Below are 22,672 nucleotides of genomic sequence, written 5' to 3' on the forward strand. Positions count from 1 at the left end.
TCGCTGACACCCGCGTTCGTCCATCCTATGGCACAGTTAGCCCCGGCATGTAAGCCGCAGGAGCGGAAGTTGTGCCAATGTGATGTCGCTGCATATGGTGGCACCGTTGCAAATGAGTTTTAGGGGAAAGATGAAGCCCGATGCTGCGCCAGATCGGCCTCGTGGGGGCGGGGCGATGGTTTGGGATGTTGGGCGTTGTCGTGTGATCAGCGGGGTTTGAGCATTCGTGATTCAGCTTAGGCGCAAACTGGGGTAGCGTGGCGCAAAAGAACCATGAGGTCGCCATGCGAATCCTGTCCCTGCTGAGCGTTTTGTTTTGCCTGATCTGTTTGCCTCTGTCGCAGAGCGCGCAGGCCCAGGGCGTCAGTCCGTTTTTGACCACACCGGACACAGAAGCCGAGGCAGAGGCCAGCCGCATCGAGGAAATCATGCGCCAGGCCGCTGAAAACGGGGTGAGCGTGGTGATCATCGACAGTGCTGGCAATCTGGTGCCTGGCACCGGCCTGCCCGAATCCCCGCCCGAGGCGGCAGAGGTGGACCCGGATGGATCTGCGGTGATGATGGTACAAGACCAGTTGGTCACGTTCCGCACGGCCCTGATTGACCGGATGTTGCAGCTGCCCAATTCGTTCAACGAGGTGCTGTTCATCCTGCGGGCCGCCAGCCCGGATGGCACGCTTTTTGCCTATGGCGAGGTGCTGTTTTATTCATTGCTGCTGTTTGCAGTCGGCGTGCTTTTCGAGCGCCAGATTTATGGCAAGCGGATCATGATCCACGTGATCGTGCCGCGCATAAAATCAGATCCTCAAGGCTATACCGAAAAGATGCCGTTCCTGGTGCTGCGCTTTTTGGGCGGGGTAGGCGGTATATTGGTGTCAATGACCGTGGCCTACATCCTGGGGTTCATCCTGTTTGGCCCGCTGGAAGATACCGCACTGCAATACACCGCTACGCTGATCAACATCGGCTATTTTACCTGCCGTTTCGTGGCGGGCCTGTGGCGAATGATCCTGTCGCCCTACCTCAGCCAATACCGCATTCCCGCGCTGAATGACCGGGACGCCAACCGCCTGCACCGCTGGCTTTGGGGGCTGGCAACGCTTGATATCTGCGCGATCCTGTTTGGGGCGTGGATTGCGGAACTGGGGTTGAACTATGACGTTTATGCGTTCCTGTCCTCAATCCTGTCGGCGTTCATTGTGATGTGCAACATCGTCATGGTGATGGTGAACCGCCGCGCCATTTCCGGCGCGATGCTGGCGGGCAAAGCCCCCGCTGAAAGCAGCGCGATCATGCGCACGCTCAGCCGCGCCTGGGCACCTGTGGTTATCCTTTATGTGGTGATCGCCTGGTTTGAGCTGACCTATGAGCTGGTGCTGGGCAACCCCGATCCGATCCCGTTGATTGCCGGGGCCTATGCCATCCTCAGCAGCATCATCGTGGTCTACGGCGTGATCAACTACCTGATTGAGCGTGGCTTTGCCCGCGCGCGTGCGCTGCGCCGGATGAATGCGATCATGGCAGAGGAGGAGGCGCAAGAGGCCGCTTTGGCCCAGGCAGAAGCGCAGGCGGCGGATGCGGCGGACGCGGCCAAACTCTCAGAAGAGCTGGCCGAAACACGCCAGGCCGAAGAAGAGGCGCGCGCCGCCGTGGGCCAGATCCGGCACATGCACTCATTTGAAGGTCTCGCGCGCCGTGTTGCCGGCATTCTGGCCTTTGTCGCGGGCTTTTATGCCTTCTTCTACATCTGGGACAATGAAAGCGCCGAAATGGTGGAAAGCTATGCCGACAGGCTGCTCGACATCATGGCGATCATCTTCATCGGCTATATCATCTACCACGCGTTCCGCATCTGGATCGACGGCAAGATCCAAGAAGAAGTGGGCGACCAAGAAGAAGCCGAATTGGGCGATGAGGGCGGCGGTTCTTCTGCCTCGCGTCTGGCCACGCTGCTGCCGCTTTTCCGCAACATCGTGCTGATCACGGTTGTCGTGTCGATCCTGCTCATCGTGATGATGGAACTTGGGGTGAACGTGGGCCCGCTTTTTGCCGGTGCTGGTATCGTCGGCGTGGCCATCGGTTTTGGCAGCCAAGCACTGGTGCGCGATATCTTTGCGGGCGCGTTCTTTCTCTTTGATGATGCCTTTCGCAAAGGCGAATACATCGACGTCAACGGCGTCAAAGGCACGGTTGAGAAAATCTCAGTGCGTTCCTTCCAACTGCGCCATCACTTGGGTGCCCTGCACACCATCCCCTTTGGGGAGCTGCAGGTGATGACCAACTACTCCCGCGACTGGGTGATGATGAAACTGCCCCTGCGGGTGACCTATGACACGGATGTCGAAAAGGTCCGCAAGCTGATCAAGAAACTGGGCCAGCGGCTGCTCGAAGACCCCGTCATTGGCCCCGACTTCATCCAACCGCTGAAATCCCAAGGCGTGATTGAAATGCAAGACAGCGCCATGATCATCCGCGTCAAGTTCATGACAAAGCCGGGTGACCAATGGGTGATCCGCAAACGTGTTTATGAAGAAATTCGCATCCTCTTTGAACGCGAAGGCATCAAATTCGCCCACCGCGAAGTAACGGTGCGCCTGGCCGATGGCAAAGCAGAGGAGCTGACCGAAGACCAACGCCGCGCAGTCACCTCTGCCGCCCAAGCGGCTATCGAAGAAGACGAATTGCCCGGTGCCGAAGATCAGGGCGGCGACGACCGCTAGTTAGTGTCCTGACCCAAGGCGCGCCCCTCAACACCACGCCGCCCCCTAACGCAAAGCAACCGCGCCGCAGACGCCACAGCTGCGGCCCGCTTCATCTTTCCAACTACACCTCCGGGGGGTCGGCCTTTGGCCGACGGGGCAGAGCCCCCATAGAAAATCTATGTGCGGGGCCCCTCAAGGCGCGCCTTAACTCTTGTAAGGATCCAGCGACGCCCGCAGTCCATCGCCCAGGAAGTTGAACGCCAACACCACCACAATGATTGGCAGCATCGGGATCGCGGTCCACCAATAGATCTCAATCGACGCCAGGTTCTGCGCATCATTCAGCATCACACCCCAGCTGACCGCCGGTGCCCTCAGCCCCAGCCCCAGAAAGCTCAACGCCGTCTCGCCCAGGATCATCGCAGGGATAGACAGGGTGGCAGAGGCAATCAAATGCGACATGAAGTTGGGCAACAAATGGCGCCGGATCACCCGGCTGGGTTTGGCCCCCATCATCTCGGCGGCTTTAACGAACTCTTCTTCTCGCAAGGACAGGAACTTACTGCGCACCGCACGGGCCAGTCCCGGCCAATCCAATATCCCCAAGATAATCGAGATGATAAAGAACACCGCCACCGGCCCCCAGTTTGACGGCACCGCTGCTGACAGCGCCAGCCACAAAGGCAGTTCCGGCAAGGACCGCAAAATCTCAATCGCGCGGTTGATCACCCAGTCCGTGGTGCCACCGAAATAGCCCGCCATCGCGCCAAAGGTGATGCCCAACAGGAAGGACACCGTGATGCCAATCAACCCCACTGTCAGCGACAGCTGCGCGCCATAAAGGATGCGGCTGAACACATCGCGCCCCAACCGGTCTGATCCCCAGATGAACACAGTCGCCCCCTCAGGCGCGCAGAACAGATGTGTGTCTGATGGGATCAACCCAAAGAGCCGGTAAGTATCGCCCTCACAGAAAAACTGCAGCGGCATCGGCGTGGTCTCATCCGTGGTATAGGTCCAGCGGAAATTGACCAGATCGGCCTCAGCCGTGATCGGATAGACATACGGTCCTACAAAAGAGCCCTCATGCCACAGGTTGATGCTTTGCGGCGGGGCGTAAAGGTAATCGGCGCTGCGTTCGTTGGGCGTGTAGGGTGCGATGAACCCGGCAATGGGCAGGATCAGATAACAGGTCAACAGGAAGATGCCTGAGATCAACGCCAGCTTGTGCCGCCGGAACTTGCGCCAGGTCAGCAACCAGCCCGGCGCATCCATGTCCGACCGTTCAGGCGCGGAAATGTCCGTTTCATCTGACCACGGGGCGGGATCAACAAATCTGTCGTCAGGCTGGCTCATCCTTCACGCCCTCCGTACCGAATGCGGGGATCCAGCAGCACCAACAGCAGATCCGAAATCATCGTCCCGATCAGTGTCAGCAGCGCCACAAACATCAGGATAAACGCGGCCAGGAACTGATCCTGGCTTTTGAGCGCGGTGAGCAAGGACGGCCCAATGGTCTGCAGCCCCAACACCACCGACACCAAAACCGATCCTGACACCATGGCAGGCAGCAGGTTGCCGATATCGGCCACAAAAGGGTTAAACGCCATGCGCAGCGGATATTTTGCCAACATCTTTGACGGCGCAAGCCCCTTGGCCTTGGCCGTCTCAACATAGGGTTTGCTCAGCTCATCCAGCATATTGGCCCGCAGCCGTTGCATCATCGCCGCAGCCCCCGAGGTGCCGATCACAAAGGTTGGCACGATCAGGTGTAACAGGATCGATTTGACCTTTTCCCAAGACATCGGCTCGCCTTCCAGATCAGGGTCCATCAGACCCCCAATGGGCAGGTCAAAATATTTGTTGCCGTAATAAAACAGGATCAGCGCCAGCAAGAAGTTGGGTGTGGCCAGGCCCAGATAGCCGACAAAGCCTGCGGTATAATCCACCCAGGTTTCCGATTTTGCCGCCGCCAGAATGCCCAGTGGCAAGGCCACCGCATAAACGAAAAGCACCGCCGCAAGGTTGACCAAAACCGTGAGCCACAGCGCGTCGCCCACGATATCGCCCACGGGGCGGTCGAATTCAAAAGACCAGCCAAAATCACCCTGCAACAACCCGGCATAGCCGTTTGGCCCGGGCATCATGCCAACCCAGATAAAATATTGCTCCCACAACGGCCGGTCGAGGGCGTATTCCTTGCGCAGGAATTCGGCCTTTGCCACCGCCTCCGCTTGGCCGGTGGCCCGCAGCTCAGCGATCTGATTGGACAGGTAATCGCCGGGCGGCAGGTTGATGATGATAAAGACCAGGATCGACACGACCCACAGGGTCAGCAACATCGACAGCAGCCGAAAGACCGCATAGCGCAGAAGCATCATTGCGTCACCTGCTCAAACGCATCATCGAAAAAGAACTCATCAACCCGGTGTATCCCAAAATGCGCGCCTGGCTCATAGGCCCAGATGCCGGTTTCGGGCACATTGCGCAACCTTTTGGATACCACAACGGGCTGGGGGGCTTCGGACAGAATGCCAATGCCGAACTGGTTCTCGGCATGGATGTCCAGCATGCGGTGCCAAATGGCGGTGCGTTCCTCAACATCGTTGGTCTTGGTCCAGTTATAGGACAGCTGCAGCAGCTCTTTGGCCTCTGGGATGTCGGGCGGCTCTCCTGCGGCACCATCGCTGACGTAGTATTGGCCCCACATCGGCCAGGCAAAGAATTCCTGATTGGTGGGGGCCAGATATTTCGGCGACGTGGCCGCGGTGGGCAGCCCATTGTCCCAGCCAAACCAGACCGCCGCCATGCTGACCCCGGCATAAACCCGGTTTCGCAGGATATCGCGGTCCAGAGGGCGCATAATCAACTTCACCCCCAGCTCACGCCAGGTGTCTGTGACGATGGCCAGGGCATTTTCAACCTCCTGCCGCTCGCCCGCGGTTTCAATGACAAACTCCATCGGGCGACCATCTGGCAGCATCCGCAAGCCCGCAGGCGTCCGGTCTGTCAGTCCCATGTCATCCAGCAGCGCATTTGCCGCGGCTACGTCCAAGGTGGACCACATATAAAGGTCTTCTTCTTTATAAAGCGGGCTGGAGGACAGGGCCGTCATCCCACCCTCAGCCGCCAGCCCGAAATAGAGCGCGCGGTTGATCATCCGACGGTCTATCCCCAGACTCAGCGCCCGGCGGAAACGCACATCGCGCAAGATGGGTTGCCACACGGGATCGCGGAAATTGAGGTTGGGGTAGATCGTGATCTGATTGGCCACGCCGCTGCCCCACAGCAAGGTGCGGTAGTTGCTGCCATCCTCTTCGCCCTTCTTTAGAATGGCGATGTCGGGAAAGGACAGGCCGCGCGCCTGCAGGTCCACCTCTCCTGCGTTGGCCTTGGCCGCCACCAGGCCGCCGCTGACAATCGTCATGTTGACGACGTCAATATAGGGCAGCTGATAGCCCCGTGCGTCGATCCGGTGATAATAGGGGTTGCGAACAAAAAGCTGGCGCGAGGTGCGCCCGCTTGCGTTCAGCCACGGCTGCAGGGTGGGCAGGTCGGGGTTGTCGAACTTGTACATGTTATCGCGCCGATTGTGCAGCGCGGCCCAGCTTTTGACGCGGGCGCGGCGCACCTCTTCAAAGAGGTCCTCAGGATCGGCGAAATCCACATGAAAGCGCTTGAGGTAATGGGCGGGCCGGTAGATGAACGGCGGTGCTGCCTTGGCCAAAAGCGGCAGGAAATTGGGGTTTGGGCTTTGCCATTCAAAGACAACCGTGTGCAGATCAGGGAAGGTGACGGTGCCAATCTGGCCATCAACCTTCATGAATTCCGGCGGGCCTGAGGGCGTGATCTCATCGTTCCAGACCACTTTTTCCCACCAATACCGGAAATCCTCGGACGTGAAGGGATGCCCGTCAGACCAGCGATGTCCGGGGCGCAGGTGCAAGATGTACTTGCGGTCCTCAATCACCTCAATGTCGCGCAGGATGTCGGGGTAAAGCTCATAGTTGCTGTCATAACCCACCAGCCGCGCATAGCCGTAAACGACCATCTGCCGCACATCCTTGGACCGCGTGACCAAGGTGCGCAGCGTGCCGCCCGGCGTGCCAAATTCCCGTCCCTTGGCCTCAAGATCAACGACCAAAGGGGTTTGCGGCAACCGCTCAGCAATCGGGGGCAGGTTGCCATCGCTGACCTCTTGTTCCCAAAAGCTGGTCTCCTGCAGCTCAGGCATGGCCAGCGCGGGGGAGGCAAGGAAAATCAGGAAAGCTAGTAATCTACGCATGACACCGCACCATATGGCCAGGTTCCAATTCTCTGAGGTCGGGGGCCGAATTGCCGTCGAAACGGAACATCTCAGGCCAGCTTGTTGGCGCACCGGCCCCTTTTGACACCAGATCCAGGTCAATCGGGCGTGACACATCCGGTTCCGGCTGGGCCGCAATCAGCGCCTTGGTATAGGGGTGCTGTGGGTTATAGAACAGCGTATCGGGGGGCTTGCTCCACGATGACACCGGCGCGCATCACCGCCACTTCGTTGGCGATCCGCGCCACCACGGCCAGGTCGTGGCTGATGAACAAATAGCTCAGGTTGGCCCGGTCGCGGATCTCTTCCAACAGCGACAAGATCTGGTCCTGTACGGAGACATCCAAGGCTGAGGTCGGCTCATCACAGATCAGCAGCTTGGGGTCCAACGTCAGCGCACGCGCAATCGACAACCGCTGTCGCTGACCGCCTGAGAAGGCATGCGGATACCGCCCCAGCATATCCGGGTTCAGCCCAACCCAGCGCAGCATCTCAGCCGCTTTTTCCTTACGATCGCGCCGGTTGCCAAGCCCGTGAATTTCCATCGGTTCGGTCAGCGCCTCCACCACGCGCATCCGCGGGCTGAGCGAGGAATAGGGATCTTGGAACACCATCTGCGCTTGGCGCTGGAAGGTGGTGCGCTGTGCGCGGGTCATATCGTGCACGGGCAGGGCGGGTTGATGAGGGTCCGGGCAGAAAAGCACCTCACCACCCGCATCAGGCCGTTCGGCCCCCAATGCGACACGCGCGCAGGTGGTTTTGCCTGACCCGCTTTCCCCCACAACAGCAAGGGTTTTGCCACGGGGCAGTTGCAGGTTCACTTCGCGGCAGGCCGTTACAATCGTAGGCTTACGCCAGCCCCCCGCCTTGAGCGTAAAGCTTTTGGTGACGTTTTTCAGATCAAGGATCACGTCCTTGTAGCTGAGCGCGTCTGCGGGCGTTGCCACCTCTGGAATGGTGGGGGCGGCTGCAAAAAGCTTTTCGGTATAGCCATGCGCAGGCGCGCCCAAGACATCCTCGGCGCGGCCCGCCTCCATCACGCGGCCTTTGTTCATCACCACAACCTTTTGGGCCATGTTTGCCACCACGCCCAGGTCATGCGTCACCAGGATCACCGCCATCCCGGTGTCTTTTTGCAGCGTGTTGATCAGCCCCAAAACCTGCGCCTGTGTGGTCACATCAAGGGCTGTTGTCGGCTCATCCGCGATCAACAACTCAGGCTCAGCGACCATGGCCATCGCGATCATCGCGCGTTGGCGCATGCCGCCTGACATCTCAAACGGATAGCTGCGCCAGGCGCGTTCGGGATCGACAAAGCCCACCTTGTCAAATTGCTCCACCACCCGGCGCTTGGCCTCAGCCATCCCCATGCTGCGGTGGATCCGCAAAACCTCACTTACCTGATTGCCCAGCCGGTGCAGCGGCGAAAGGGAGCGCATCGGTTCCTGGAAAATCATCGCGATTTTGTTGCCCCGGATCGACCGCATCTGCCGGTCAGAGGCGCGGGTCAAATCCACCTGCCCCCCATCGCTGCGCATAAAGGTCACGCGGCCAGACCGAATTTGCGCCGCTTCGGGCAAAATCCGCAAGGCGGTGCGACAGGTCAGTGTCTTGCCCGAGCCGCTTTCCCCCACCAGCGCAAGGGTTTCCCCTGCGCGCACAGAAAAACTAACGTCCGAGACAACCGGAGGCGCATCGCCGAACCCAATCGTGAGCGCTTCTACTTCCAGCAATGAGGTCATCAATATCCTGTTGGTGGCATGAGGCTTTGGATTCGGAGTGAAACCGATTTGAGCCGCAGCGTCTAGGGGACTGAGCCTGTTACTCTTTCTACGGGTGTCACGATCTGCGCTGTAATCGCTCTGGTCCTTCCTGGGCCCATCAGGCAAACTGCGCGCGCGGCACGCCTAAGATGCCGCATCTGGGGGAGGAACGGGGCGCATGAGCCGACTGGATGTTTTCATCAATCGCATGGTGTCACAGCGCGCCTGCCTAAATGCAGCGGCCGCACAGACCGCTGAAATGCCGGGGCCGGTGTTTGAGCTGGGGTTGGGCAACGGGCGCACCTATCACCACATGCTGGAAATCATGCCGGACCGCGAAATTTTCGTCTTTGAGCGCGCCGTGGCCTCGCACCCGGACAGTACGCCCCCTGATGCGCAACTGATCCTGGGCGATGTCCATGAAACGCTTCCCGCCGCATTTGACCGCTTTGGTCCCACCGCGTCGCTTATTCACGCCGATCTGGGCGGGCACAACCTGGCCAAAAACGATGCCTTTGCCCGCGCCGTCACGCCCTTGGTCGCGCCATTGCTGGCACCAGGTGGCTTGATGGTATCGTCGGACCGGATGTATTTTGAGGGCTTTACCGAAATGCCTTTGCCAGCTGACGCGGTGCCGGGGCGTTGTTTTATCTATCAAAGGCCGCTTTCATGAACCTGTCAGAGCTGAGCAACCTGCCCGAACTTGACGGCATCTCACCGCGCCAAATCCAGGCCGTTGGCATCATCGGGGGCGGCACCATGGGCGCGGGCATCGCCACTGCATCGCTCCTTGCCGGGCTGGAGGTTGTGCTGATCGAAATGCAAGACGCCGCGGCAGAGGCCGCAGCCGGGCGCATCGCGAAGAACCTGCAAGGCGCGCTCAAACGCGGCAAGATCACGCAAGAGGATTTTGACCGCCTCACCACGCAGGCGCTCAGCCTGTCGACCAACTACGGCGCGTTGGGCCAGGTCGATCTGGTGATTGAGGCCGTGTTTGAAGACATGGACGTGAAACGGGACGTTTTCTCCAAGCTTGACGCCGCCTGCAAACCGGGGGCGGTTCTGGCCACGAACACCTCTTATCTGGACGTGGATGCAATCGCGGCTGTTACCAGCCGTCCCAGCGATGTGATCGGGCTGCACTTTTTCTCTCCGGCCCATGTGATGAAGCTGCTTGAGATCGTCGTGGCGGACAAAACCGCGCCGGATGTCGTCGCAACGGGGTTTGCCCTGGGCAAGGCCTTGGGCAAAATTTCGGTACGGGCGGGTGTTTGTGACGGGTTCATCGGCAACCGCATTCTGGCCCATTACCGCGATGCCGCGGGTCACATGGTGTTTGATGGGGCCTCACCTTACCAGATTGACGCGGCGCTGACCGAATTTGGCTTTGCGATGGGGCCGCATGCGGTCTCGGATCTGGCGGGGCTCGACATTGGATGGGCCACCCGCAAACGCAAAGCGCCGCACCGCCATCCCGCCGAACGCATCCCCACCCATATGGACCGGCTGTGCGAACAGGGGCATCTGGGTCAGAAAACCGGCGAAGGCTATTACGTCTACGAAAAGGGCGCGCGCAGCGGGTCCCCCAACCCCAAAGTGCTGGCGCTTATTGCCGCAGAGCAGGCCGAACTGGGAATTACGCCACGTCCTTTCACCAGCCAAGAGATTGTGCGCCGCTATATGTGTGCAATGGTAAACGAAGCGGCAAAGGTTGTCGGTGAAGGCATCGCGCGCCGTCCGATGGACGTGGATGCGGTGCTCTTGTTTGGCTACGGGTTTCCCCGCGATGTGGGCGGCCCCATGACATGGGCGGATACCGAAGGTCTGCCCAACGTGCTGGCCGACATCCAAAGCTATGCGGCAGAGGACGCGTGGTTCTGGACACCTGCCCCTTTGCTGACCCAGCTTGTGGCCGAGGGCCGCAGATTTGAGGATTTGAACAACACCCCCTAACCGGGGCGCAAAGGGAGGAAGACCAGATGGATCTGAGCTACACCGCCGAAGAACAGGCTTTCCGCGACGACGTGCGCGACTTTATGAAAGAGAACGTCACCAAAGAGCTGGCTGACAAGGTGGCCGGCAAAGGGGCCGAGGCGCTGTCCAAAGAGGACATGGAAAACTGGCACGCCGCGCTGAACGCGCGCGGGTGGCTTGCCGCCAACTGGCCCAAGAAATTCGGCGGTGCCGAATGGAACGCCGTGCAGCGCCATATCTTTGAAGAAGAGGCGGCCGCCGCGAGCGCCCCGCGCATCGTCCCCTTTGGCCTTTCGATGCTGGCACCTGTGCTGCAAAAGTTCGGCAGCCAGGAGCAATGCGATTACTGGCTGCCCCGCATCCTCAATGGCGATGACTGGTGGTGCCAAGGCTATTCCGAACCGGGGGCAGGCTCAGACCTGGCATCGTTGAAAACATCCGCTGTGCTGAACGACGCAGGCACGCATTATGTGGTCAACGGCCAGAAAACCTGGACCACCCTGGGCCAGTTCGCCAACATGATTTTCTGCCTGGTGCGCACCGACAAGGACGCCAAAGCGCAAGAGGGCATTTCATTCCTCCTCATTGACATGGCGACACCGGGGATTGAGGTGCGCCCGATCATCCTGCTGGACGGCACCCATGAGGTAAATGAGGTCTGGTTTGATAACGTCGAAGTGCCCATCGAAAACCTTGTCGGCAAAGAGAACGAAGGCTGGACCTACGCCAAATATCTGCTCACCCATGAACGCACCAACATCGCGGGTGTGGGTTTTTCTCACGCCGGTCTCACATCCGTGAAGCGCATCGCGCGCTCTGAGATGTCGAATGGCCGCCCGCTGATGGAAAATCCGCATTTCGCGGCCCGTGTGGCCCAGGTTGAGATTGATCTGAAGGCCATGGCCACCACCAACCTGCGCATCATCTCCAAAGCGGCAGCGGGTGAGGCACCTGGGGTTGAGGCGTCGATGCTCAAGGTAAAAGGCACGATCATCCGTCAGGAAATCAACGACCTCGCGCGCCGCGCGGCGGGTGCCTATGCGATGCCCTTCGCGTCTGAGGCGGTTGAAGGCTCCAACGCTGGTCTGCCCGATCCGCACGGCGCGGGGCCGGTGGCGGCGAAATATTTCAACAACCGCAAGCTTTCCATCTTTGGTGGCTCCAACGAAATCCAGCGCGGCATCATCGCCAAAGTCACCATGAGCGGAGGGGCCTAAGATGAACTTTGACCTGACCGAAGAACGGCAAATGCTGCAAGACACGCTGCGCCGCTTCCTGCGTGAGAAATACGACACCGCGACCCGCAACCAGATCATCGACAGCGACAGCGGCATGTCCGCTGAGATCTGGGCAGAATTGGCAGAGCTGGGCGTGATTGGCGCGCTCTTTTCCGAAGACAAAGGCGGCTTTGGCGGACAGGGCTTCGACATCGCTGTGGTGTTCGAAGAGCTGGGGCGCGCGGGCGTTGTGGAACCCTTCCTCGATACCGCCGTGCTGGCGGGTGGCCTGGTGGCCGATCTGGGCGATGAGAACCAGGTGGCATTGGTCGAAGAGATCATCGCAGGCAGCTGCCAGATGGCCTTTGCCCATGGCGAACCCTCCAGCCGTTATGATCTGAACCGCGTGCAAACCACCGCCAAAACGGACGGCGATGTTATCGTGCTGAACGGTCACAAAGCCGTCGTCGTGAACGCAGAAGCCGCCGATCACATCATCGTCTCCGCCCGCGAAAGCGGCGCGCCGGATGATGAGGCGGGCATTTCTTTGTTCATCGTGCCGGCCAGCGCCAAGGGCCTGACCGTGCAGGGCTATGCGCTTTTGGCCGGTGGGCGCGCGGCTGAGGTGATGCTGGATGACGTGCGTGTGCCTGCCACCGCGCGCCTCGGCAGCGCAGGGGACGCCTTTGGTGCTATTGAAGCCCGCTTTGCCGCCGCCTGCGTGGCACAATGCGCTGAGACGCTGGGCGCGATGGAAACCGCGACCCATCTGACCAAAGACTACCTGATGACCCGCAAGCAGTTTGGCCGCCCCATCGGCACCTTTCAGGCGCTCGCGCATCGCATGTCGGATCTGTTGATTGAAATGGAGCAAGCGCGGTCTGCTGTGATCAATCTGGCCGGGCATCTGGATGCTGACCGGATGACCCGCGAAGCCCACGTCTCGGCCACCAAAAATCTGATGGGCCGCGTTGGCCGTCTGGTGGGGGAAGAGAGCATTCAGATGCACGGCGGCATTGCCATGACCCAGGAATATGAGCTGGCCCATATCGCCAAACGGATCATGATGGCAGATCACCGTTTTGGCGATACCGATCACCACCTGGAACGCTACATCACCCTTGCCGCCGCATGAGCGCGGACACCCCTGATATGCCACCTCACAGCGCCCCCAGCAGCGGGGCGCAAGAGATGGTGGGATATGACATTGACCTCACGGATCCCACCGGCGCGGTCCGGGTCAGTTTGGGCATTGAGCCGCGCCATTGTAACCGCAATGGCACCCTGCACGGCGGGCTTCATGCGATGATGCTGGACGCCGCCGCAGGGTTTGCCGCCTCCCGCAGCCTGAGCGGGGCGGAGAGCTGGTGCCTGTGCAGACCTTGTCGCTGACCACCAACTACGTGGCCTCATCCGCGGACGGCGTGGTGACCGTCACGGGCCGCGTGACGGGGGTGGATTCAAAATTATCTATGCGAATGCTTTGATGAAGGATGACAGCGGGCGGGTCTTATCCTCAGCCTCGGGCGTCTTTAAGCGGGTCACGACATGATCCGGGCTGCCTTGGAAAGTCGCATGCTATGACCACACCGCTTGCTGCCCTTCTTGCCGATCAGGTGATCCGCCGCCCCGATGCGCCTGCGATCCTGGACAGCCTGGGCAACGCGTGGTCCTACAAGGATCTGGATCAGGCCAGTGATGCGCTGGCACAGCAACTGATGTCGGCGGGTGTGCAGCCCAATGACCGGGTCCTGCTTTTGTCTGAAAACTGCGCGGCAGCGGTGGCAAGCCTTTTTGCGGCGTGGAAGCTGGGGGCGGTGATCATCCCCGTGAACGCGCGCCAAACCAGCGTCGAAGTGGCGCGCATCCTCAGCCATGCCGCCCCTGCGGCCGTGTTGATGACCACTGAGGTCTCCAAAGACGCCGCCGCCCATGCCACCCATCTGAAGGGCCAACCCATTGCAGGTGATTTCGGGCAGATGCATCTGGTGCAAGGCACATCCGCCCCGGACGCGGATCTGCAAGACGTGGCCACTCTGCTTTATACCACCGGCACAACAGGGGATCCCAAGGGCGTGATGCTGACCCACGCTAATCTGGTTTTCGGGGCCGAGGCATCCGTGGCGCAGCGCAGCATGGTGCCGGGGGATGTAGTCTATGCCGTTGCACCGCTGACCCATGTCATCGGCCTGATTTCGGTGGTGATGGCCACGATGCGGGCGGGCGCGAAACTGCGCCAGGACGCGCGCTTTTCCGTGCAAGCGCTGCACCGTGCGGTGATGGAGGACGTGACCATCCTGCCCGCGGTGCCGCAGATGCATGCGATGGTGATGCAATACGTCAAGGAACAGGGGCTGGACCGTCTGGGCTCTGCGCAGCTGCGCTATGTCTCATCCGGGGAGCGCCGCTGGATGCCACCTGGAAACGCAAGGCGGAGGCGTTTTATGAACTGCCCCTGCAAAATGGCTACGGCATGACCGAAACCGCAGCGGCCACAGCCGTGACCGCCAATCCCATCGGCACCCCGGATGTCTCTGTTGGCGTGCCCGTGCCGCAGACGGAGATGCGTATTGATGATGAGGCCCCGGGCGGCAACGGCGCGGGGGAGGGCGAGGTGCTGGTGCGCGGCCCACATGTGATGAAGGGCTATTACCGCAACCCTGCGGAAACGGCCAAGGTCATTGACGCGGAGGGGTGGCTGCGGACCGGCGATCTGGGCAAGATCGACGCGCAGGGCAACCTGCACATCCTGGGTCGCTCCAAAGAGCTGATCATTCACGGCGGCTTTAACGTCTACCCGCCCGAGGTGGAGGCCGCGATCAACGATCATCCGCAGGTGATCCAATCGGCTGTGGTGGGGCAGATGGTGGCGGGCGATGAAAAGGTGCTGGCCTTTGTGCAAGTGGCACAGCAGGGGGACGTGACAGCCGAGACGCTGCGCGCCTTTGTGGCAGAGCGGTTGGCAGGCTATAAGCGCCCCACGCAATATGTCATTGCCACGGCGCTTCCGGCGGCCCCGACAGGCAAGCTTTTGAAACATAAGCTGAAAGAGGCGTTTGCCGATCAGCTTTGAGGCGTCGATGCTTTGGGGGCGGGGCCGGACCTTTCAAAAGGTCCGAGCGCCCGGTGCTGCTGTTCTGGATAAAACCCGCGCCGCGCGCAATGCCAGCGTAAAGAGGCGCGCGTCAGTGCGGCTTGCACGACGTCTGGCCCGCCACGATCCCATCAGGCAAGGGTGCGGATCACATGTCTGCACCACCGCGTCAGACGTAGACACCTTCAGCCGCCGCGCGGATGGCACTGATGTTTTTGCCGTAAGGCGCAGGATCACTGACCGAGCCGCCCCGGAACACCGCAGAGCCCGCCACCAGCACATCCGCCCCCGCCTGCGCGACAAGGGGCGCGGTAGTGGGATCAACGCCGCCGTCGATTTCGATGTGGATGGGCCGGTCGCCGATCATGGCGCGCAGCTGGCGGATCTTGGCGCTCATATCAATGAACTTCTGCCCGCCAAAGCCGGGGTTCACCGTCATCACGCAGATCAGATCGGTCAGATCAAGAAGATGGGCCACGGCCTCAGCCGGGGTGCCCGGGTTCAACGCCACGCCCGCCTTGGCCCCGGTGGCGCGAATGGCCTGCAAGGTGCGGTGGATGTGCGGGCCAGCCTCAACATGGGCGGTGATGACATCTGCGCCGGCCTTCGCGAAATCCTCAATATAAGGATCAACGGGCGCGATCATCAGATGCACATCCATGATCCCCTTGATGTGGGGCCGGATGGCCGCGCAGGTCGCCGGGCCAAAGGTGATGTTGGGCACAAAGTGGCCGTCCATCACATCAACATGGATCCAGTCGGCCCCCTGTGCCTCAACCGCGGCACATTCGGCACCGAAGTTGGCAAAGTCAGCGGCCAGGATGGATGGGGCAATTTTGATCGAACGGGTGAAGGACATGAGCGGTCTCCTTTGGCGTTCTCATAGCGGGCGCAGGTGCGGGGGAAAGCGGGGAATGTAAGTTGTATTGGAAAGATGAAGCTGGGGCCGGTGGGCAAACCCTCAGACAGCGTAATAGGCGCGGTACCAGTCGACAAATTGCTGGATGCCGGTGTGCAGCGGGGTGACCTGGCGCTTACCGATAAGCGTGGTGAGCAGCGATGCGTCGGCCCAGGTGGCAGGCACGTCGCCGGGTTGCATGGGGTGGAAGGTTTTTTGCGCCTCCCGGCCACAGGCGGTTTCAATGGCTTGGATGAAATCCATCAGCTTGACCGGGCTGTCGTTGCCGATGTTGACCACCCGGAAGGGGGCTGTGGGGGAGAGGCTGTCGCCGGGTACGGGGGCGGCTGGATCTGGCACAACCTCGATGAGCGCCAGCAGGGCCGTCACAAGATCATCGACATAGGTGAAGTCGCGCTGCATCTGGCCGTGGTTGTAGACGTCAATCGGCTCGCCTGCGAGGATCGCGCGGGTGAATTTGAAATGCGCCATATCGGGGCGCCCCCGAGGGCCATAGACCGTGAAAAACCGGTACATCGTGATCGGCAGGTTGTAGAGATGCGCGTAGCTGTGCGCGAGGTTTTCGCTGGCCTTTTTGGTGGCTGCGTAAAACGACATTTGGGTGTCGACCTTATCGGTCTCACTGTAGGGCAGGTTTGTGTTGGCGCCATAGACAGAAGAGCTGGAGGCCAGCAGCATATGCTCGGGCGGGAAGGTGCGCGCGGCCTCTAGAAGCTCGAAGGTGCCCATCAGATTGGCCTCAAGATAGGCGCGGGGCATTTCGATGGAATGGCGCACCCCGGCCTGTGCGGCCAGGTGGATCACGATCTGCGGGCGGTGCGCCTCAAACAGGGTCAGCAGCGTGCCGGGGGTTTCGATCTTATCGTTCACCACCTGGAAGTTCGGATGCGCCAGCAGCATCTCTTGGCGGCGCTGTTTGAGCGCGACATCGTAATAGTCAGACAGGCTGTCGATGCCCACAACCCGCCAGCCCGCCTCAAGCAGGGCGCGCGCGGTGAAATACCCGACAAAGCCGCAAGAGCCGGTGATCAGCGCTGTTTTCAAAGATCAATCTCCAGCAGGCCGTCCGCCTGTGCTGCGCGTGATTGGCACAGAATGATCGTGTCTTCGCGCTGTTTGGCGGAGAGCACGAAATCGCGGTGCTCAATCGAACCCGAGGTGACGCCGCATTTGCACACGCCACAGATGCCGTCGCTGCATTTGATGTCCACATGCACCCCCGCCGCGATCAGCGCGTCTGAGGCGGATTGATCGGCGGCAACGGCAATGTCGCGGCCGTCCTTCAGGCGCAGGGTGAAGGGGTGGTTCACGTAGTCTGGCACCTCTGGAGTTGAGAAATACTCCAGATGGCAGGCATCTTCGGGGATCTGGGCGGCTTGGGCGCTTTGCATGACGGCCTGCATGTAAGCATCCGGGCCGCAGGTGTAAACGTGACTGCCCTTTGGTAACGCAGACATGATGGCCTCCAGATCAGCGCGGCTGCCTGCGTCTGAGAGGTGGACATGGACATGTTTGGCCCAGGGCATGGATTTCAACACCTGGCTGAATGCCGCCTCAGCCTGTTTTGAGGCGGAGTAGTGCAAAGCAAAGGGCCGGCCCAAAGCGTGCAGCCGATGGGCAAAGGCGATCATCGGCGTCACACCGATCCCGCCGCCCATCAGCACGGAATGCGCAGCATCTTCGATCAGTTCAAAATGGTTGACAGGTTTGGCCACAAAGACGCGCCGCCCTTGCGTAAAGAGCCGGTGCAGCAGGGCAGAGCCGCCGCGGCCCGCCGGTTCGCGCAGCACCGCAATCTGGTAGCGGTGGCGGTCCGCAGGATCGCCCATCAGCGAATAGGGTCGCAGGTATTCAGGGGCCACCACAATGTCGAGGTGTGCCCCCGCGCGCCAGGCGGGCAGTGCGCCGCCTTGGGCGTCTTGCAGATCAAACATCAACACATCATCGCTGAGCATCTCGGTCCGGGTGACCCGCAGGTCCAGCACGGGCGCATCGCTGCTAAGATCGTAAAGGTGCAGATGGTCGGTGTCGCCGCGCGCTGATTTCGCGCGGTGCGCCTCAGCAGACAGAAGTGCTGCATGGGCCTTGATCCCGGCTTCGCGGTTCATCGGATCGGGGTAGGGCCAGGGGTGCGGGGCCAGGGGCGCGGGATAGACCGCGAGGGTTTGATCCTCAAACCTCAGGTCCAGATCGGTCTGCAGATCGCGTGCGTTGACCGGCGCGGCGGGGACGCCGTAGCGGCCATCGGGTTGGACCTCGATGTCCCACCACCACTTTTTGACGGGGTTCAAACCTCCGCGGCCCACTTTATCATCCAGTTTGGCCAGCATCGGTGCGGCCTGCGGCAGTTTCATCGCAGCCCAGCGGAACGGGGCTTCGGCAAAGAGGCCCTCAAGGTTCCAGGGGCAGGTTTTCATACAGCGCCCGCACATCGCGCCGCCTTGGTTGGTGATCCGGTAGGTGGCGCATTTCTGGCTGTCGGATTTCCAAATCTCATAGCCGTTGAACATTTTCTTTGGCCCTGCCGTGATCGCGCCCGAGGGGCATTCACGCGCGCATTTGTTGCAGGCTTCGCAAAACGCCTGCAGGCCAAAGTCGATGGGGTTGTCGTGGGTGATGGGCAGGGTGGTGGTGACCACGCCGGATTTCAGGCGCGGGCCCAGGATGGGGTTCAGGATCACCTCGCCGATCCGGCTGACCTCGCCCAGGCCAGACAAGAGCAACAGGGGCGGTTGCAAGACGTCGCCGTCCATCACCGTATGCGCTTTGGCAGCATACCCCAGATTGCGCAAATGTTGGCTGAGGATGCCGCCCAGAACGGAAAACCGCAGATAGGCGCGCATGCTTTGCGACACCGATATCCAATCATCGCCCGAGGCCCCTTCCATGGTTTCATAGCCCTGATCAATGATCGCGCTGAGTGCTTGATCATGGGGTGGGGTGATGGGCGTGCCGGTTGCGTCGTGGCTGTACCAGGTCCAGTCGGGACAGGCGGACAGCCCAGCCGCGTCGATGCCCAGAAAATAGCTGGCCGCTTTGAGGTTGGCGGCGTTGCGGTGGGGGTCACTTGTGGCAGGGGTGCCGATGACATCGCCGTCCTGCAACAAGATCAACGCGCCCAACAGCCTGCGCTGTGCGGCGGAAGGGGCGGATTTGATGACGTGATGGCCGCCCTTCATCGCGTCCTGCACTTTGGCACCCATGTCACCAAACTGGCCACGGGCGAACATGTCGGCGCGTTTTGGCACGCGGGGGACATTGGGCGCATCGATGTAGGTGGTGGGCTTCTCCACCCGCTGGAGCTTTTCAAAGGGGTGGGGGCCATCGGCGAAATTGCGTTTGGCGAAAAGATCATGCGTGCCCGCGCGCACCCCGCCGTGGGTGCCAAGATGCCAGCCGAGCCCCTTTATTACAGAGGCCGGTTGCGCGGCCAGCGGGGCCAGCGGCATATCGGGGGCCAGCGCCATATCTGTTGTGACCACGGCAAGACCGAACCGGTCGCCCAGCCGGGTGCTTGCAGCGCGCCGTCTTCCCAAACTGCCAGACCCGAGGCAAACGCGCAGAGGCCCAGATGCACATCGCTGGTCGTGGCCGAATGGGCGCGCGCGTCAAAGCCAAGCTGGCGGATGTATTCGGCCAGAACGGTGGCGTTTTCACTGGCCCGGATGCAGGCCCTTTCGGCCTGGGCATCCAGTATCCAATCGCTGCCGGGTTCATCGGCGCGGGGATCACGCGGATAGGCGTTCAGGATCACCAAAGCGAAGCGATGCGCGGGCAAAGGCGTGATCGGTGCCGCCGCCGCATCGCGCAGATTGGCCATGATCACATCCACCCCGGCGGCCAGCGTTTTAGTCTGCCGTTCGGTCAGATCACGGGCAAGGGCCTGGGTTGCGGGGTTCAGGCGCGGCTGATCCAGACGCGCGGCCTGAGGCAGGGCGCAGACCCCCATCATGGCGGCATCGTTGTAATAGCCGAAGGCTTTGAGGTGGTCGGCGCGCTCTTGTGGATCGGCGGGGATGACCGCCTCTTTGGGGTTCACAGGCCCACGGCGCACCACATCCATCATCGCCTGAAAGGGGGCCATCGCATTGACGATGCTTTCAGGGGTTTCTGGCCGATTAAAGCGGGGCGTTGGAAAGGGCACCGCTGGGAAATCCGCAGGCGGGGCGGCCAGCCGTTTGAGTTTTTCCAATGGATAGCCGCCCAGGTGGACGGGCCGCGATTTGCCCGAAAAGAACTTCATGCCTTGGCGTGCCATAGCTGAGGATGAATTACCAGTAGAGGTGATGGCTTGACCTTTGGCGGCGAAGCTCCCTTTCTGACCGTGCCACCCTTAGCGAAAGATGCATCCATGGCCACCACCCACGAAGCTGACGAAGATCTGCGCAACCGCGATATCAAGATTTATGTGAACGGAGAGATCCTGCACCGCGATGCGGCCAAGGTTTCTGTTTATGACAGTGGGTTCATGCTGGGCGATGGCATCTGGGAAGGCATGCGGCTTTATCAAGGAGTCTGGGCCTTTTTTGAGGAACACATGGACCGGTTCTTTGGGTCGTGCAAAGCGATATCGCTGGACGTCGGTATGGACCGCGCGGGCATCCGGGCCGCCCTTTTGGCAACGCAGCAGGCCAACGATATGCACACGGATGTGCATTGCCGTCTGATGCTGACCCGCGGCATCAAAGACAAACCGTTTCAACATCCTCAGCTTAGCACCTCAGGCCCAACGCTGGTGATCATCATGGAGCATTCCAAACCCGTGGACCGGCTGCAAAGCGCGGGCATCCGTTTGGCAAGCGTGCCGCAGGTACGCGGCCTGCCACACAGCCAAGACCCCAAGCTGAATTCCCACTCAAAGCTGAACTGCATCATCGCCTGTCTGCAGGCCGAAGCGGCGGGCGCGGATGAGGGGTTGATGCTGGATCCGCATGGGTTTGTGAACACCACGAACGCGTGCAACTTCTTTATTGTGCGCAAGGGCGAGGTTTGGACCTCAACTGGGGACTACTGCATGAACGGGGTGACCCGGCAAAAGGTCATTGATGTGTGCCGCGCCGATGGCATCCCGGTTTTTGAAAAGAACTTCTCTTTGTACGAAACGCTCAGCGCGGATGAGGCTTTCCTGACCGGTACATTTGGTGCCCAGACCCCGGTGGCCAGCCTTGACGGGCAGCGTATTGGCGATGGCGCGCGGCCGGTGACGGCCCGCATCCAAGAGCTGTATAGAGCGCTGATTGCCCAGCACATCGCTGAGCAGCACCCCTAGCGCAGACGCTCCTTAGGTCATGGTTCGAACTGTCCCCGCGGGGACAGATGCGTTTTATTGGGGGATCACAAGGGTTTAGGTGTGCCTTTAATGATCAATTAGGGTTATTTATCAAATGGTTAAGCAGTGCCCGGACGGGATGGCTTACCCTTCGGGCGCGTCTCCGATCAGCAAGGCGCGAAAATCATTCACGTTGGTGCCCGTCGGACCCGTCACATAAAGATCGCCCACCGCGTCAAAGGCGGAATAGGCATCGTTCTTTTGCAGATAAACCAGCGGGTCCACCCCAGCCATACGCATGCGTTGGGTTGTGCTGGCGTCCACAAAGGCCCCTGCGTTATCCTCGGATCCGTCGATGCCGTCGGTGTCCGCGGCCAGGGCGGCAATCCCGCTGCTGCCTTCCAGTGTCAGGGCGAGGGCCAGCTGGAATTCACTGTTGCGCCCGCCCCGTCCCTTATGGCGCAGCGTGACAGTTGTCTCGCCCCCTGAAAGAAGCACCGCCGGGGCCGCATGCGGAAAGCCGCTGGCCTGCGCTTGTTGTGCCAGCGCGGCATGCACCTGGCCCACATCGCGCGCTTCGCCCTCAATCCGGTCGGACAAGACCCAGGCATTCACGCCCCTGTCCCGCGCAGCCTGTGCCGCCGCTTCAAGCGAGATCGCAGCAGAGGCGATGAGCGTGGTTGAAACATGCGCCATTTCATCTGGCGCGGCACCCCCGCTTTGGGCGGCCAAATAGGCCATCAGGTTATCAGGCAGCGCGATGCCGCGTGCGGTGATCATCTCAGCCACATCCGCAGCACTGCGCCGGCCCGGCACGGTGGGGCCAGAGGCTACCTCGCCCGGTGCATCACCGGGCACATCAGAGACGATGAAGTTGTGGACCTGCGCGGGGGCCGCGAGGGCGGCAAGGCGGCCACCGTTGATCCCGCTAAAGCACTTGCGGATGTCGTTCATCACATTGATGGGCGCACCAGAGGCCAGCAAAGCCTGGTTCAGCGCCTGCATGTCCTGCAAGGTCAGCCCATCGGGCGGATCAGGCAACAGCGATGACCCCCCGCCGCAAATCAGGGCGATGACCAGATCATCTGGACCTAACCCCGTCACGGCTTCTTTCAGTGCCTGAGCCGCCTCAATCCCGGCGGCATCCGGCACGGGGTGCGCGGCTTGTAGTACGCGGATGGTCTTGCACGGCGCGTCATAGCCGTAGCGGGTGACAACGACGCCTTCGAAAGGGCCTTCCCACAGGGCCTCAAACGCCTGGGCCAATTGCGCGGCCCCTTTGCCTGCGCCGATCACAACCGTCTTGCCCTTGGGGGCCGGGGGCAACCTGCCGCTAAGCGCTTGCATTGGATCCGCCGCCGCAACGGCCGTTTCGAAAAGATGCGCCAAAAAGGCGCGGTTGGGGTCGGACATAAAAACTCCTGACGT

General features: G+C 60.9%; 12 protein-coding genes and 4 pseudogenes. 8 read left to right on the top strand and 8 right to left on the bottom strand.

Features of this window, described 5'->3' with window-relative positions:
• Nucleotides 1–284: 284 nt before the first annotated feature.
• On the top strand, nucleotides 285–2,720 hold the full coding sequence (locus tag ACZ1HM_RS04270; protein WP_472741448.1) for a mechanosensitive ion channel family protein: 2,436 nt from the start codon (nucleotides 285–287) through the stop codon (nucleotides 2,718–2,720).
• Between the two features lie 186 nt (nucleotides 2,721–2,906).
• Here ACZ1HM_RS04270 and ACZ1HM_RS04275 read toward each other — a convergent pair whose 3' ends face one another.
• The 4 genes and pseudogenes from ACZ1HM_RS04275 to ACZ1HM_RS04290 form a co-directional block, all read right to left on the bottom strand.
• Nucleotides 2,907–4,058: an ABC transporter permease gene (locus ACZ1HM_RS04275; RefSeq protein WP_472741450.1), complete on the bottom strand. Its 1,152-nt coding sequence runs from the start codon at nucleotides 4,056–4,058 to the stop codon at nucleotides 2,907–2,909.
• Nucleotides 4,055–5,083 (bottom strand): ABC transporter permease, encoded by a 1,029-nt coding sequence (locus ACZ1HM_RS04280; protein WP_472741452.1) that lies wholly within the window; start codon nucleotides 5,081–5,083, stop codon nucleotides 4,055–4,057. The genes ACZ1HM_RS04275 and ACZ1HM_RS04280 overlap by 4 nt, the downstream gene beginning before the upstream one ends.
• Nucleotides 5,080–6,987 (bottom strand): ABC transporter substrate-binding protein, encoded by a 1,908-nt coding sequence (locus ACZ1HM_RS04285; RefSeq protein ID WP_472741454.1) that lies wholly within the window; start codon nucleotides 6,985–6,987, stop codon nucleotides 5,080–5,082. Before ACZ1HM_RS04285 ends, ACZ1HM_RS04280 begins: the two co-directional genes overlap by 4 nt.
• A pseudogene (locus tag ACZ1HM_RS04290) lies at nucleotides 6,980–8,750 on the bottom strand (ABC transporter ATP-binding protein). The gene ACZ1HM_RS04285 and the pseudogene ACZ1HM_RS04290 overlap by 8 nt, the downstream one beginning before the upstream one ends.
• Nucleotides 8,751–8,949: 199 nt before the next feature.
• On the opposite strand from ACZ1HM_RS04290, the gene ACZ1HM_RS04295 reads away from it, so the two are divergent.
• The 6 genes and pseudogenes from ACZ1HM_RS04295 to ACZ1HM_RS04320 all read left to right on the top strand — a co-directional run bounded on the left by ACZ1HM_RS04295 (nucleotide 8,950) and on the right by ACZ1HM_RS04320 (nucleotide 15,035).
• Nucleotides 8,950–9,444 (top strand): class I SAM-dependent methyltransferase, encoded by a 495-nt coding sequence (locus ACZ1HM_RS04295; RefSeq protein ID WP_472741456.1) that lies wholly within the window; start codon nucleotides 8,950–8,952, stop codon nucleotides 9,442–9,444.
• A 14-nt stretch (nucleotides 9,445–9,458) separates the two neighbouring features.
• Nucleotides 9,459–10,724: pseudogene (locus ACZ1HM_RS04300) on the top strand (3-hydroxyacyl-CoA dehydrogenase); the annotation flags it as partial.
• 26 nt (nucleotides 10,725–10,750) lie between these two features.
• Nucleotides 10,751–11,962 (top strand): acyl-CoA dehydrogenase family protein, encoded by a 1,212-nt coding sequence (locus ACZ1HM_RS04305; protein WP_472741458.1) that lies wholly within the window; start codon nucleotides 10,751–10,753, stop codon nucleotides 11,960–11,962.
• Between the two features lies 1 nt (nucleotide 11,963).
• Complete coding sequence (locus ACZ1HM_RS04310) at nucleotides 11,964–13,097, top strand: acyl-CoA dehydrogenase family protein (RefSeq protein ID WP_472741460.1); 1,134 nt, start codon at nucleotides 11,964–11,966, stop codon at nucleotides 13,095–13,097.
• A gap of 17 nt (nucleotides 13,098–13,114) precedes the next feature.
• On the top strand, nucleotides 13,115–13,354 hold the full coding sequence (locus ACZ1HM_RS04315; RefSeq protein WP_472741462.1) for a PaaI family thioesterase: 240 nt from the start codon (nucleotides 13,115–13,117) through the stop codon (nucleotides 13,352–13,354).
• Nucleotides 13,355–13,542: 188 nt separating this feature from the next.
• A pseudogene (locus ACZ1HM_RS04320) lies at nucleotides 13,543–15,035 on the top strand (class I adenylate-forming enzyme family protein).
• A 190-nt stretch (nucleotides 15,036–15,225) separates the two neighbouring features.
• Here ACZ1HM_RS04320 and rpe read toward each other — a convergent pair.
• From rpe to ACZ1HM_RS04335, 3 genes and pseudogenes are all read right to left on the bottom strand, one after another.
• Entirely contained in the window at nucleotides 15,226–15,915 is a 690-nt protein-coding gene (gene rpe / locus ACZ1HM_RS04325) for a ribulose-phosphate 3-epimerase (protein ID WP_472741464.1), read from the bottom strand.
• Nucleotides 15,916–16,017: 102 nt separating this feature from the next.
• Nucleotides 16,018–17,019 carry an NAD-dependent epimerase/dehydratase family protein gene (locus ACZ1HM_RS04330; protein ID WP_472741466.1) on the bottom strand — a complete coding sequence of 334 codons (1,002 nt, stop codon included), beginning with the start codon at nucleotides 17,017–17,019 and terminating at the stop codon, nucleotides 16,018–16,020.
• Nucleotides 17,016–20,218, bottom strand: a pseudogene (locus ACZ1HM_RS04335) (4Fe-4S dicluster domain-containing protein). Before ACZ1HM_RS04335 ends, ACZ1HM_RS04330 begins: the two are co-directional and overlap by 4 nt.
• A gap of 108 nt (nucleotides 20,219–20,326) precedes the next feature.
• Between ACZ1HM_RS04335 and ACZ1HM_RS04340 the strand changes: the two are divergent.
• Nucleotides 20,327–21,244 (top strand): aminotransferase class IV, encoded by a 918-nt coding sequence (locus ACZ1HM_RS04340; RefSeq protein WP_472741468.1) that lies wholly within the window; start codon nucleotides 20,327–20,329, stop codon nucleotides 21,242–21,244.
• Nucleotides 21,245–21,388: 144 nt separating this feature from the next.
• On the opposite strand, the gene ACZ1HM_RS04345 is transcribed toward ACZ1HM_RS04340, so the two are convergent.
• Nucleotides 21,389–22,657 carry a glycerate kinase type-2 family protein gene (locus ACZ1HM_RS04345; RefSeq protein ID WP_472741470.1) on the bottom strand — a complete coding sequence of 423 codons (1,269 nt, stop codon included), beginning with the start codon at nucleotides 22,655–22,657 and terminating at the stop codon, nucleotides 21,389–21,391.
• Nucleotides 22,658–22,672: the final 15 nt, after the last annotated feature.

It is taken from the genome of Sulfitobacter sp. GN1-4 (assembly GCF_055693825.1).

What these genes read in the sequence shown, in the direction of transcription:
- ACZ1HM_RS04295 (WP_472741456.1), top strand. Translation starts at nt 8,950, where the DNA reads ATGAGCCGACTGGATGTTTTCATCAATCGCATGGTGTCACAGCGCGCC.
- ACZ1HM_RS04285 (WP_472741454.1), bottom strand. Translation starts at nt 6,987, where the DNA reads ATGCGTAGATTACTAGCTTTCCTGATTTTCCTTGCCTCCCCCGCGCTG.
- ACZ1HM_RS04270 (WP_472741448.1), top strand. Translation starts at nt 285, where the DNA reads ATGCGAATCCTGTCCCTGCTGAGCGTTTTGTTTTGCCTGATCTGTTTG.
- rpe (WP_472741464.1), bottom strand. Translation starts at nt 15,915, where the DNA reads ATGTCCTTCACCCGTTCGATCAAAATTGCCCCATCCATCCTGGCCGCT.
- ACZ1HM_RS04310 (WP_472741460.1), top strand. Translation starts at nt 11,964, where the DNA reads ATGAACTTTGACCTGACCGAAGAACGGCAAATGCTGCAAGACACGCTG.
- ACZ1HM_RS04275 (WP_472741450.1), bottom strand. Translation starts at nt 4,058, where the DNA reads ATGAGCCAGCCTGACGACAGATTTGTTGATCCCGCCCCGTGGTCAGAT.
- ACZ1HM_RS04345 (WP_472741470.1), bottom strand. Translation starts at nt 22,657, where the DNA reads ATGTCCGACCCCAACCGCGCCTTTTTGGCGCATCTTTTCGAAACGGCC.
- ACZ1HM_RS04305 (WP_472741458.1), top strand. Translation starts at nt 10,751, where the DNA reads ATGGATCTGAGCTACACCGCCGAAGAACAGGCTTTCCGCGACGACGTG.
- ACZ1HM_RS04280 (WP_472741452.1), bottom strand. Translation starts at nt 5,083, where the DNA reads ATGATGCTTCTGCGCTATGCGGTCTTTCGGCTGCTGTCGATGTTGCTG.
- ACZ1HM_RS04340 (WP_472741468.1), top strand. Translation starts at nt 20,327, where the DNA reads ATGGCCACCACCCACGAAGCTGACGAAGATCTGCGCAACCGCGATATC.
- ACZ1HM_RS04315 (WP_472741462.1), top strand. Translation starts at nt 13,115, where the DNA reads ATGCCACCTCACAGCGCCCCCAGCAGCGGGGCGCAAGAGATGGTGGGA.